The organism is Deltaproteobacteria bacterium, from assembly GCA_022340465.1.
Taxonomy (GTDB): domain Bacteria; phylum Desulfobacterota; class Desulfobacteria; order Desulfobacterales; family B30-G6; genus JAJDNW01.
Genome location: JAJDNW010000136.1, coordinates 1 through 12879 on the forward strand (window position 1 = coordinate 1; position 12879 = coordinate 12879).

At 53.4% G+C, this 12879-nt stretch carries 11 protein-coding genes and 1 riboswitch; of the genes, 5 read left to right on the forward strand and 6 right to left on the reverse strand.

The window, feature by feature from the left end; translation table 11 throughout:
* Positions 1 to 383 precede the first annotated feature (383 nt).
* From LJE94_18335 to LJE94_18345, 3 genes are all read left to right on the forward strand, one after another.
* Positions 384 to 1031: a TetR/AcrR family transcriptional regulator gene (locus LJE94_18335; GenBank protein MCG6912056.1), complete on the forward strand. Its 648-nt coding sequence runs from the start codon at positions 384 to 386 to the stop codon at positions 1029 to 1031.
* Positions 1032 to 1151: 120 nt separating this feature from the next.
* Positions 1152 to 1757 (forward strand): 4Fe-4S dicluster domain-containing protein, encoded by a 606-nt coding sequence (locus tag LJE94_18340; GenBank protein ID MCG6912057.1) that lies wholly within the window; start codon positions 1152 to 1154, stop codon positions 1755 to 1757.
* On the forward strand, positions 1757 to 3580 hold the full coding sequence (locus LJE94_18345; GenBank protein ID MCG6912058.1) for an aldehyde ferredoxin oxidoreductase family protein: 1824 nt from the start codon (positions 1757 to 1759) through the stop codon (positions 3578 to 3580). The genes LJE94_18340 and LJE94_18345 overlap by 1 nt, the downstream gene beginning before the upstream one ends.
* A gap of 15 nt (positions 3581 to 3595) precedes the next feature.
* Here LJE94_18345 and LJE94_18350 read toward each other — a convergent pair whose 3' ends face one another.
* From LJE94_18350 to LJE94_18360, 3 genes are all read right to left on the reverse strand, one after another.
* Positions 3596 to 3760 (reverse strand): hypothetical protein, encoded by a 165-nt coding sequence (locus LJE94_18350; protein MCG6912059.1) that lies wholly within the window; start codon positions 3758 to 3760, stop codon positions 3596 to 3598.
* Positions 3761 to 3886: 126 nt separating this feature from the next.
* A riboswitch (cyclic di-GMP riboswitch) is annotated at positions 3887 to 3973 on the reverse strand.
* A gap of 27 nt (positions 3974 to 4000) precedes the next feature.
* Positions 4001 to 6250 carry a molybdopterin-dependent oxidoreductase gene (locus LJE94_18355; GenBank protein ID MCG6912060.1) on the reverse strand — a complete coding sequence of 750 codons (2250 nt, stop codon included), beginning with the start codon at positions 6248 to 6250 and terminating at the stop codon, positions 4001 to 4003.
* 97 nt (positions 6251 to 6347) lie between these two features.
* On the reverse strand, positions 6348 to 6770 hold the full coding sequence (locus LJE94_18360; protein ID MCG6912061.1) for a MarR family transcriptional regulator: 423 nt from the start codon (positions 6768 to 6770) through the stop codon (positions 6348 to 6350).
* A 90-nt stretch (positions 6771 to 6860) separates the two neighbouring features.
* On the opposite strand from LJE94_18360, the gene LJE94_18365 reads away from it, so the two are divergent.
* Both LJE94_18365 and LJE94_18370 read left to right on the forward strand, forming a co-directional pair.
* On the forward strand, positions 6861 to 7829 hold the full coding sequence (locus LJE94_18365) for a DUF1566 domain-containing protein (GenBank protein MCG6912062.1): 969 nt from the start codon (positions 6861 to 6863) through the stop codon (positions 7827 to 7829).
* 164 nt (positions 7830 to 7993) lie between these two features.
* The gene (locus tag LJE94_18370) at positions 7994 to 9586 is read left to right on the forward strand and encodes a long-chain fatty acid--CoA ligase (GenBank protein MCG6912063.1); all 1593 of its coding nucleotides are present in this window, start codon (positions 7994 to 7996) and stop codon (positions 9584 to 9586) included.
* A 67-nt stretch (positions 9587 to 9653) separates the two neighbouring features.
* Here the strand turns inward: LJE94_18370 and LJE94_18375 are convergent, their stop codons facing one another.
* From LJE94_18375 to LJE94_18385, 3 genes are all read right to left on the reverse strand, one after another.
* Positions 9654 to 11138 carry a HAMP domain-containing histidine kinase gene (locus LJE94_18375; GenBank protein MCG6912064.1) on the reverse strand — a complete coding sequence of 495 codons (1485 nt, stop codon included), beginning with the start codon at positions 11136 to 11138 and terminating at the stop codon, positions 9654 to 9656.
* A gap of 176 nt (positions 11139 to 11314) precedes the next feature.
* Entirely contained in the window at positions 11315 to 11827 is a 513-nt protein-coding gene (locus LJE94_18380; protein MCG6912065.1) for a response regulator, read from the reverse strand.
* An 11-nt stretch (positions 11828 to 11838) separates the two neighbouring features.
* A partial coding sequence (locus LJE94_18385) for a DUF294 nucleotidyltransferase-like domain-containing protein (GenBank protein ID MCG6912066.1) occupies positions 11839 to 12879 on the reverse strand: 1041 nt, incomplete at its 5' end.

The following is a 12879-nucleotide window of genomic DNA, read 5'->3' on the forward strand; positions in this document are numbered from 1 at the left end:
CATGAAGCAGAGATGAATAGTGCAGCTGCAGCAGGCCTCAAAGGATGTCTCATCCAACCGCGCACATCTTTTGATCCAAACGTGTCTATGGGGCCGTGCCCACCGACACGGCCCCATCTTTTCGGCGAACCTTTCCCTTCTTGAGCCCCGTTGGAGCCACACCGTTTAGGTAGAATTGACTTGACATTCCGTATCATTTTCTCTTAATGTGATCATGATCACTTAAGAATCGTGATCACTATATAAGTTAGGTACCCGGGGCTGCAGGGAATGCGCTCGCTATCTCGGTTCAACAAAATAAAACCGAAGTCGGCGATTGTTCAGGATTTCGGATTTGGCGCTTGGAATGTTAGCGTAGCCCCCGTCACCTGCAGAGGAATCATATGGACCGTCACCACAACCCGTACCCGCCCCCTGCTAGGCATCGCCGGAAACAGAAAGCGGAAACCCGCTGCCTCATTTTGAACGCGGCCCGCCGTCTGTTCGGAAAACGGGGGTTCGAAAAGACGACCATGCGGTCAATCGCCGCCGAAGCGGGGATGGGATACGGCACCGTCTTCAAGCATTTTTCAAACAAGGCCGACCTGTTGGCGGCCTGCCTGCACGATGCCATCGAAAAGACGCTTGCCGCAGCATTCGATGCGTTGCCGCCCGACGTATCCTTTCAGGACCAGTTTCTTTTTCTTGCCGGAAAACTGATCCGCCATTATGCCGAGCAACCCGCCCTGTCAAAAACGTTCATCGAGCATATTTTTACCGTTGACGGCGCCTGGAAAGCCATCATGGACGCCCAGATAGAGCAGTTTTTGAGCAACTTGCAGGAGATTGTAGAAAATCACAAAAAACGCGGAACGCTCAGAAAAGAGGTCGATAACGATCTTCTTGCGCTCTCCCTTTTTTCCAGTTACATATCCGTGCTCGTGTTGTCGTTGAGGGCCGAGAATTTTGATCCGGATGAGACCATGAAGAGACTCGAACGTCTCATCGACCTCAATCTGACAGGGGTCTTGACCGGCAAAGAACGGGGGTAAGAGATCGGAGGCCAGACGTCTAACGTCTCGCGACTTAACCCATATCACGGGATTCGCCGTATAGCGTGTTGGTATTTTAACATTCTCAAAACCGTCGGCGCAAGTTGACAGGAGTGTGCGATGTCTGCGCAACGATATATTGCCTGGAATCTGGAATTCTGCACGGGATGCAGGCTCTGCGAGCTGGCGTGCTCCAGTCGCTTCGGCAACGGATTTTCACCATCCAGATCGGCCATCCACGTACAGGAAGCGGCCATCTGTGTGTGCCGTCAGTGCCGGGACCCGCAGTGCGAAACGGCCTGCAAACAAAACGCCATCGATATCGGCATCGATCCGGCGAAATGTTCCGGCTGCGGTGCATGTGTTTCCGCCTGCCCACACCAATCGATTTTTCAGCCCGCGAAAAAAACCGTTCCCTTTAAGTGCGACCTGTGCGGCGGGCGGCCGGAATGTGTGCGCATCTGCCCCAACGGGGCCCTGAGCCTTGCCCGCAAAGGCCGCATGGCGGCCTGTTTCAGAAGCATCGCATCCGGATACAAACGGCTGAAAAACGAAGCGCAGCTGGTCTTGAAAACAAAAGCCAACGACGCCCTGATGCTGATGACCCGGAACCGAATCGTTCGTTTGCGCAGGGGGCGTAAGGACAGCCTTTTCAACCGGGTGGTTCTAACCCCCATGGTCAAACCGTTCGAAAAGAATTTCTTTTCTCGAAAGGATGACAGGTGATGGCCGGTTTCTCTGACAAGACCATGCAGGTGGATCTTTCAAAAGAAACTATCGACTACGGCGAAATGGATGCCGAGCTGATATCGAAATTTGTCGGCGGGCGCGGATACAATTCCAAGCTGGTATTCGACCGGCTGCAGCCCGATACCGGTCCCCTCGATCCCGCAAACGTCATCGTGTTCGGCGCAGGCCCGCTGGTGGGAACCGTCGCACCGGCAGCCGGCAGGTATACCGTGTCGTCCAAGTCACCGCTGACGGGGCTGTTTGCCGATTCGAACTCCGGCGGACATTTCGGCCCCGAATTGAAATTCGCAGGCTTCGACCATGTCGTGGTCACGGGAAGATCCGCGACACCGGTGTATCTGTACATTCACGATGGCCATGCCGAGCTGAGGCCGGCATCGCACCTGTGGGGCCTGGATACCTGGGAAACCGAAGATGCCATCCGGCGTGAATTGGGAGACGAGCGCGTACAGGTCGCCACCATCGGCCAGGCCGGGGAAAATCGGGTCCGGTTCGCCTGTATCATCAACAACAAGCATCGGGCCGCCGGCCGCGCCGGACTGGGCGCCGTCATGGGGTCGAAAAACCTGAAAGCCGTGGCGGTGCGCGGATCGGGTACGGTCGCGGTCGCCGATATGGAAAAATTGAAAAGGTTGAGTCAAACGTTTTCGAAAAAAATCAAAAAAGCGTTCTCCTATACGCTGATGGCCGAATACGGGACTCAAAATTTCACCATGGGGACCCATGCCATCGGCGCCATGGTCATCCGGAACTGGTCGCAGTCGGCCAATTATGATCAATTCGACAAGGTCAGCCCGATGGCCATCCGCAGGAAGCACTATGTGAAACGCAAGGGGTGTTTCTCCTGCCCGATTGCCTGCGGGCATGTGTGTACGGTCAAGGACGGTGAATACGCCGGGGAACGGGGCGGTGGGCTCGAACACGGCGTAACGACCCCGTTCGGTATCGGCTGTGATATTTCCGATACGAATGCCTACGTGCACTATAACAATATCTGCAACCGCTACGGCATCGATGCGTTGGAGTTCGGGCTGATGATGGGCGCCGTCATCGAATGGCACAATGACAAACTGGTGCGCCCCCCCGATACGAACGGCATTGCGCTGGGCTGGGGAGATTACCACGGTATTTTTAAACTCCTGGAAGCCACGGTCAAGCGCGAGGGATTCGGCGACATCCTGGCCATGGGCAGCCTGAAGGCCGCTGAATCTGTCGGGGGCAACGCCCTCTCCTATCTGAATCACATCAAAGGAATGAACTGGGGGGCGGACGATGTCCGTCCGTTCAAGGGGTACCTGCTGTCTCTGGCCACATCGACCAGGGGGGCGGACCATCTTCGAGGCATGCCGCTGGAAGAAATATTTTACTCCGCGATCGATCCGGCAATGGCAACCTCATACGACAAAGCACCCCTGGTAATTCAGTATCAAAGGGTCAATACCCTGGCGGATGCCACGGGGTTCTGCAAGTTCGCCACCCAATCTTTTTTTCAGGCCGTCGGCCTCGACGACATGCTGCACTTTTTCAAGGCGGCTACCGGAAACGATATGAATCCTACCGAATTTATTAAGGCTGCAGATCGTATTTACAACCTCGAACGACTGATGCATGTGCGCGACGGCCTTACCCGCCAATCCGACCTGCCGGTAGGGAAATGGGCCGATGAGCCCATCCAGGACGGTCCGTTCGAGGGTGAACGGGTCGATCTTGACCGTTTCAACAAACTCCTCGATGACTACTACGCGTTGATGGGCTGGGACGTGACAACCGGCGCCCCCGATCCCCGTTCGGTGAATTAACCTAAGTTGAGCGTTTCAGTTAGCCTCACTTTCCAGTATGTCTGTGGTTTGATGCACAAAGTCTTGCTTTTTCACCGTGATGTCAGGCAGATCCACATAGGGGATGTCTATTGCGCCAAACCACTCCAGGCCAAACAAAACGACCACAATTATAATTAGAATGGCAAAAGGTTTTCCCATTTTTTTCACCTCCTTTTTTCCTTGAAGGCAAGTCGTGCAAAACGCGGCTGAATGCGCACGCCGTGTATCGATTCGGCTAAAAAAAAAGCCCCCAGGCATAATCTCCCGAAGGCAATAGTAAGTCGTTTCGGTAGTCCGGCTGTCATAGCCTTTTGAGGCCTTAGACCCGTAACTTTGCGCCACCGCCTTTCAACGGATATGCCCTTTCGATCAAAATATGTGGATTAATTATATCAAACTCTATTTTAACTTGTCAATAGCTATATCGGACGATACCGCTTCCACCCTGCAGGGGACAAAGCGGTGCATGGGCGTCCCGACAAAGTCTCTGTTCGTGTTTTTTGTCAACCTGTTGACGTTTGCGCCATAGGTGACCCCATCGTAGGTAAGGCCGAAGCCGTGCGGAAAGAGGACCTGTCCTTTTCTGGTGTCCGTGGTGATCTGGGCTTCGATGGTCTCCTCCCCCGCTTCCGTGACGACCTTCACCGTCTGTTTGTCTGCGATGCCTAAGGCTTTTGCATCTGCGGGATGTATGGCCAGGGTGCAGGCCCGTTTGCCTTTATTCCATTCCGGGTCCCTCATGTTGGTGTTGGAATTCATGTCCATGTGCCTTCCGGCCATCATAATCAGCGGAAAGGCCTGATCGAGCTCGAGCTGTTCCGCTTCATCCCGGGGGTTTATTTTCTCTATCCAGTCATTCACTTCCGGATTGTACAGGTGGATTTTCCCGCTCTCGGTCGGTATGGCTTCCAGATTTTTCTCCGGATCGCGGAGGCCGATCAACACCCCTTCGGGGTGATCCATAATGGATTGAAAGATGGACAGACCCTGGCCCGGCCCGGCAGGGAAACCGGCCTTTTCAGCCGCCTCTTTGCGGTCCTTGGACAACTGCATGAACAGGGGGAGGACACTGGCCAGATGCACCGATCCCATGGCACGACCCAGCGTTTTGGCGATGACAAAGTGCAGTGCCTTTCCGTGTTCGGGAGCGGCCATCAGATATTCTCCCAATGCCTGCCCATATGCCTTGAGGTCGCTGCTTTCGGCGGCTTGGTAAAGCGATTTGGGGATCTGTGGAACCAGCCCCATGGCATCGGCCAGCAGCGTGAAGATCTCGCCGTTTTCCTTTTGCTCGCCTTCCGCCTCCAGCACCGGCGGCCGCATCCGGGCGTACACGTTCGAAAAACCCAGGCCGGGATTCCCCTCCCAGGACTCAAACGCGGTTTTGCAGGGAAGCACATAATGGGCCAGGGCAGCCGTCTCGCTCATGGCGATGTCGGCTGCCACCAAGAGATCGAGCTTTTTGAACGCATCCTCATAGGCCGTGGTATCGGCGTAGGAACGCAATGGGTTCGAGGCGTAGGAGAGCACGGCCCGTATGCGCTCCGGGTGGTCATTTACAATTTCTTCCTGCAGCACATTGGGCGGAAACGCCCCGTTGATGGCGGGAATGTCCGTCGACGGGGTGCGCCACACCCGGGGATCCCTGGGATCCCGGTATTTCACTTTGGGTAGATAGTTCCCGCCCGGTACGCCGATACGTCCGCAAACGGCCTGGAGGACCACCAACAGATAGGATACAAGAGCGCTGTGCCTGTTCATCAGTATGCCGAGATCGTCGATAATGCATGACCGGCGTGTGGCGAGTTCCCTGCAGACCCCGACGACCCGGTCATAATCCAGTTCGCATACGTTCAGCGCGGCCTCGACGTTGAAACCGGAAAACCAGGGCAACATGTCGTTGAATCCATCCGTATACGCGTCGATATATTCCCTGTGATGAATCCCTTCATCGAGAACGATGGCAATCATCGCTTTGATGAGCAGCGCATCCGTACCGGGTCGGATGGCCAGGTGCACATCGGCGAGTTTTGCCGTCTCGGAAACCCGCGGGTCCACGACGACGAGAAGCCGGTCCGGATCTTTGGACATCTTGGTCAATCTTCGCCTGGCCTGCGGCATATGGTGGCTCATCATGGGGTTTTTGCCGACCAGCATCAGCATGTCGCAATTTTCAAAATCGTCTTCCAGTTGGATGGACTGATTGCCCAATGTCAGGCCATGCGCCCAGTACCGTCCGGAAAACTCCTGGTTCGCAGCGGAGTAGTTCCACATTGAACCCAGCCGCCGCACCAGGCGGATGGGAAACCCCGCGCTTAAAAAAGCGAACTCGCCGCCGCCCGTAAGTGACGCCAGCGAACGGGGGCCATGCCGATCGAGAATATGCTTCAATTTTTCGGCAATCTCGCCAACCGCCTGGTCCCAGGAGATGCGCTCGAACCCGTCGGCCACCTTTTTCAGGGGAAACAGCACCCGGTCCCGGTTGTGCTGATGAAACGCCACATTCAGCCCTTTTCTGCAGACATACCCCTCGCTGATGGGATTCTCCTTATCCCCCCGGACCTTGACGATGCGGTTGTTTGCGATGACCACTTCAAGCCCGCATTGATTCGCGCACAAGACACATGACGTTTTTTTCCACTGACCCATGATGGCTGCCCCCGTTGTTATTTTGTTTGTATACGAATCTAATGGAACCGGTGCGCCGCAGTGCATCGGATGCCTTTAATTCCGTTGTGTTGCATGTTCATGTGAGTGCGAGCAAAAGACGCCTGAGCAGAACGCGCTCCTCAAGTGTAAAACCCGACAGAAACTGGTCGTTTGCCTTTTGTCTTGCATCGATCAGCCGCACTTTGAGCCGGTTGGCCTTTTCCGACGGATACAGGTTGAACAGGCGCTTGTCGTGCGGATCCCGCTTTTTGACGACCCATTGAGAATCGACCATCCGCTCGATGACACCGGATAACGTGGCCTTGTCAATCGACAGGATTTTACCGGTTTCACTGGCCGTGATGCCTTCGGTTTTCCAGAGCACCTCCAAAACCACATACTGAATGTTGGTCAATCCGAATTTCTTAAGCCGCCTCTGGACAAGGCCCTGGCCCTTCTGATATGCCTTTGACAACAGGTAAACATAGCAATCCGACGGTTGTTTTTCATTTTTGATCATGGCGCTCTTTTGCCCCGAGATAAAGTTTGCCTACGAACAATAAAGGACTGCTGAACCGTTGTCAATTCTTTTTTCAGCGAGGTACAATTCATGGCAGACCCGTTGCTCACTACCGATCAGGTCCAATGCTATGACCACCGGGGAGCCGTCATTCCCTGTGGCCATGCCGGTCAGGACGGCGGCCGCAACCGATCCGAAAAACGGGTGTTGTCATCGGAAAAGCGCTTTCGAACAGAAAACGGTGCAGCCATCGATACGCTGACAGGACAGATCTGGTCGCCGAATGCCAATGTGGCGGAATATCCCCTCTCGTGGCCCGAAGCCCATGACTTCATATCTGAATTGAATAAAAACGGCTACCTGGGATTTTCAAATTGGCAATTGCCCGACCGGCATGCCCTCTTTTCCCTGATCAGCCACCAATATGTGAATCCGGCCCTGCCGTTGCACCATCCCTTTGAAAATGTTTTCCCGGGTTACTACTGGTCCAGCGAGTCATGCAGCCGTCTGCCGGATCAAGCCTGGTACGTTCATTTTGGGGGCGGCAGGGTTTTTCGGGGGATGAAACACGGAGCCTACCTGGCCTGGCCCACGATTCCCCCCGCTCGGGAAGAAACGCCACGGGGGAAACCACCATGGGAGGAAACGCCGAAAAAGAAACGCTTTGCCGTTGAAGCCCCGCTGATCTTCGATCATCGGCAGCAAACGACCTGGCTGCTGGACCACCCGCACCTGAGCAGCCCGCTCACCTGGCAGGAGGCCCTGGATAGCGTCGACCAAATCAACCGGGAAAAAGCCTTCGGCTGCCACCGCTGGCAGCTTCCCAATATTCGTGAATTGGAATGTCTGGTGGACCTCCGGGCCCACACACCCGCCCTCTTTCACAACCCTAGTTTGAAAGACACCCCAATACAGCCCGGCTACTGGTCCTCCACCACCAGCGTCTATGAACCGCGCTATGCATGGGTCCTGTACACACGCGACGGGGAGGTCGGTGTCGGATTCAAGCAGAAGAGCGAATTTTTCGGCATCGCACGGGCCCAAGGCCTTCTCCGATAGTTGCCGGTTGCCTGTAAACCCCGGGCCTGCAGGGTTCGCTTTAACCGATTGACAGGGTCGGCATTATTTGGCATTGTCTCTTTTCTGTTCGCGAATTTCGAACGGGAGACGACCTCTGACATACAACGTAAATTTCACCTGAGTTGAGTGTTTCAGGATGATGCTTGGAAACCCGGGCAGCCCGGATTGGCATCGGTATCGTCAGGACATTTATCGCAATCGGCAACCTTAAAATGGGAGAATTCAGTATGGATCTGGCTAAAAAGTTAGAAAAGCAGGCACAGGAACGAGGCGACCAGCTTTTTGTTATCTGGCATGACCAGGAGCTTACGTTCGATCAGTTAAATGCATCCGCCGCAAAGATGGCGGCCGCGATGTCCGCAAAAGGCATCCGGCAGGGCGATGTGGTTGCCATGATGATACCGAACATCCCCCCTTTCATGATTACCTATTTTGCCATACAAAAACTCGGGGCTGTCGCGCTGCCGATCAATCTCCTTCTGCAACCGCTCGAAGTCGAGTACATTCTGAACGACTCGGGTGCAAAAACGCTGATTGCCATCGATATGTTCAATCCCCTGATCGAAAAGATCCGAGAACGAACCCCCACGGTTGAACAATTTTTCACCCTCGGAGAAAACGTTGCGGAATGGGCGCTCCCCTACGCGTCCCTGGTTGATGGAGATATCGGCCAGTTACCCTCCCCGGCAATCGATGCCGATGACCTCTGCACCCTGATGTACACGTCCGGAACGACGGGAAAGCCGAAGGGGGTCATGCTGACCCACAACAACTTTCTGCACCAGGGAAAAATGATCCAGGACGTATTCGAGATAAGCGCGTCCGACCGCAAACTGCTGGTGCTTCCTCTCTTTCACATTTTCGGCCTGGGCCTGATAACGATGGCCTCCCTGGTATCGGGCTCACCTGCCGTGCTGCAGGAGAAATTCGATCCCGACATGGTGCTGAAGGAGATTGCGTCCAAGGAAATCAATCTGTTGTTTGCGGTTCCCACCATGTACATCGCCCTGCTTCAACAAGCCGAAAAGGGAGGGTACAACCTGCCCAAAACCCTGCGAGCATGCCTCTGCGGCGCGGCACCGCTCCCCGTCGAAACGGTCAAGCAATTTGAAGAAACCTTCCAGACCGTCATTGTCGAAGGCTACGGTTTGACCGAATCGGCGGGAGGCGTTTGCGTGAATCCATGGGACGGCAACACCAAAATCGGCACGATCGGCCTGCCGATGCCCGGCAACGACATAAAAGTCGTTGACCCGGAAACGGGGAAGGAACTGCCGGCCGGGGAAGCCGGAGAGGTCATCATTCGTGGTGACAATATTATGAAAGGGTACCTGAACCTGCCGGAAGCGACCGCCGAAACGATTCGCGACGGCTGGCTGTACACGGGCGACCTGGCAAAAACGGATGAAGACGGCTACCTCACCATTATCGATCGCAAAAAGGACCTGATCATCGTGGGCGGGGAGAATGTCTACCCCCGTGAGGTGGAAGAAGCGATCTATGAATACCCGGGTGTCATGGAAGTCGCCGTGGTCGGCATACCGCACCCGAAAATGGTGGAAGTGCCCTGTGCATCGATAGCCTTGAAGCCGGGAGTCGAGGCATCGGCGGACGACATTGTCGCTTTCCTGGAAAAACGCCTGGCCAAATTCAAGGTGCCGCGCACCATTCACTTCCTGAATGAACTCCCCAAAAGCGGATCCGGGAAAATCCTGCGGCGCATGCTCAAGGAATAAAAACGACAGCGTTGACGATGTCAACAACGCGCCCTATTGGGGTAAGGGTTACGAATTGTCAAAATGATCATCGACACGGAAACACTACCGTCACCGTCGTGTTTCCCGAGGCATGACAATTTTCCGGCGTCTTGCAGTATTCGCATAAAGTTACGCTGCCGGGGCATTCGTCTTTGGCGGTGGGGATATGTCCACATCTTTCCGAAGTGATGTCAACTTTGAAAGCGTAGCTCTCCGAAAATATCTTGAAGCGCAGCAGATCCGTGCCCTTGCCGCCGGCATTGAAGTCGTACGGCTTCCTGGTGGCATAGCTGTCGGTCTCCTGGGTCGGATAAAACCCGCTGAAGATGTGCCTGCGCTCGTCGGCGACAATACCGGTTCCAAAGTCATGCACGACAAACTGGATTCCCTCCGGACTATCTTTTATCCACACGTCGATGCGGCTTTCATCGGGCGTGTTCTCGACGGCATTTTTCAAAATCCCCTGAACGGTGGCGGAAAGAATCTGTTTCGGTATGGAAATGCTTTTTGTCGATTCCGGGTGAAGTCGAATATCGATGCGTCTGTGTCGACACTGGTTCCGGCAATAGGACAGTGCGTCCTTTACAAAATCTGAAACGACAATTGTGGACGCGACTTGGTCGACCGGGAGAAAGACCTCATCGATACGATTTCGGATCCGTTCGACAATAGTCCCTTCTCCGAGTTGCTCCACAGCAAAACTCTCGAGAATAGCGGCGCATTCATTTAACAGTGTCGATGCCGTGCGATGCTGCTCGTAGACTCTTTCCTTCATAATGTCCCCGGCAACTCTTTGAATTTCCGAAAGTCGCTTCAGGCTCCTTTCCGATCGCTCGTAACTCTTCATCCACTTTGCATCGGACAGCCTGGAAAGGTATTTCCGCTGCAAGGCCATGTTGGTCTCGAGGATCGAAAGCGGCGTTTTCAATTCATGCGAAAGGTGATTGATAACCTTGGTTTTAGCCTGGTTGATACTGCTGACCTCTCTGAATGCCGATTTCAGGGCCTCTGTGGAACGAATATTCTTCAGTGTGCCGGTAAGATAAATAACCAGCGTCTCGAATAACTCGGCGTCTTCCTCTGAATACGGGTCGCCTGTCAATTTCGGCCCCAGAGCCAGGATACCGTTGCAGGCATAGGCGATGTTGAAAATCGACACATAGGTAAAATCCGGGGGGAAATAGGACAAGCGGCGGGTGTCGTCCAAATGTTCCATTTTCGGAAAAATGTCATACGACAGCAGCAGGTCGTGGCATCCCTTTTCAATCGACGGGGCAATACCGTCGTCAAGCCCTACGGTCGACAACTTTTGTGGAAGTAAAGACCGGTCCTCCTGCATGAAGATAAATCCTCTCATCACGCCGAAACTGCCCATCGTCATCAAAAGGAAATTCCGCAACACGCGGTCGATATCCTCCTGGTCCAGAAGCACCCGGCAGACGTCGTAGAGGGTCTTGAGATGAAACAAATTTTTGCTGAGTTCTGCGTCTTTCAAGTCGCTGCTTGTTTGAGTGGGATCTTTCATTTCCATTTGCTTTCCGCAGATATGTGACGGCTGAAATGGCGTTGTGAACTATAGGAATGAGAGCGGGATAGACATAATCTCTTTTAGAATATTACTGATGCTGAATGAGGTGGTGGGAAGATTGTTTGAACCCATCAAAGGGCATACGTTATCGTATTAACCCCGGTGTTGCAATTGCGGGGTTAAACGCCCTGACCCTGGCCGAGGTATTTTTTATCGAACTCTTCCCAGAAATCCTTTTCTGCATCTTTCCATCCCGATCCGAAAATTTCATCGTAAAGCGGCGTGAGTTTGGCGTACCACTTTCCACCGGGATCTTTTTTTTTGTGGGCCGTTAAAACGTCATCGACATAGATGGCGATGTCCACCATCTTGTCCTTGGGGATGTATGCGTCCGCACCCAACTCGATCGATTTTTTCAGGTTGTCCGGGCTGAAAGCGTGGGCGGTAAGCATCAGCGTGGGAATATTTTTGGCCTTTGACGCCTCGAGAAGCGCATATCCTCTGACGCCCATGATGTCAAAAATGGCGACATCATAGGTTTGCTTCTTTAAACAGGACACCGCCTCTTCGAAAGACGAAGCCGTATCCACGATAAAATCGTCCTCCAATAACTCCTCCAGCGATTCCAGGACATCGATTTCGTCATCTACCACCAACATCTTCCTGTCTTCGGTTATCCGGTCCTGTTCCATTGTCGTCCCCGCTATACCGTCCCAATGAAGTCAATTTTCAATTTGCCCTGAAACGATTCTATTTTTTTAAAAATTTCTTTCAGCATGGACTTGTCGAGATATGAAAGATTCTTTTGATTGATATAGTTGTCCGGCTCTTTTTCTTCATCCATGATGGTTGTAATCTGTCTCATGAATCGAAGATTCATGATATAGTTGTAGGACTGCATCAGGTCGATGTATTCCTTATTAGTGAACACGCGCTTCATATACAGCCTGAACAACCGCGTTAAGGTATTTGTCTGCGGTATACCGTGCTTCAGCGAATAAACCCGCGCAAGGTCGACTATCGGCAGCATGGCCCATTTGATGTTGAGGGAATCCTTGTATTCTCCCTTCGATTCTACAACCAACTTCCCGAAAAGGCCGAGGGGCGGCTTGAAATGAAGCGCATTTTCGGTAAGATGCCTCAGAAAACCGATATTTTTCTTCACCGAATCCATGAGATACGATTTCAACTGATCGGTGAGTTTCAAATCCCCCCAGGCACCTTTGAAGTCGAAAAAAATGCTCGAATTTAGGAGATCCTCCGGTGAGGCGTGATAAATCCAGTTGTAGAAATATTTCTTCCACTGCGACAGCGGCTGGCACCACTTCGCGTTACTGGCCATGCATTCGCCGTCACAAAATTTATATCCCGCGGCATTCAGCCTGCCACAGACCAATTGGGCGAGCTTCTCGAAATAGGTCGACGCCTCTGCCCGCTTTATCTTGTTTTCGAGGTCCTCGTACACGATGCCGTTGTCCTGATCTGAAACCAGCGTCTGCTCCTCCCGGCCCTCGGATCCCATGATCATGAAGGCGAATTTGCATGGAGGAGGTCCTAATTCCGATACGCTGAGCCTTAAGACCTTGTCCATAATGGCATCTGAAATAGTTGTAATCAAACGGGTTACATACTCCGGATTGGCACCATTCCTGATCGGGTCCAACAGCATCATAGCCATTTTCGCGTGCATGTTTTCCAGTTGACGGTTATTTTCGGCCGATTGAATGGTTTTGACGAGTAGATA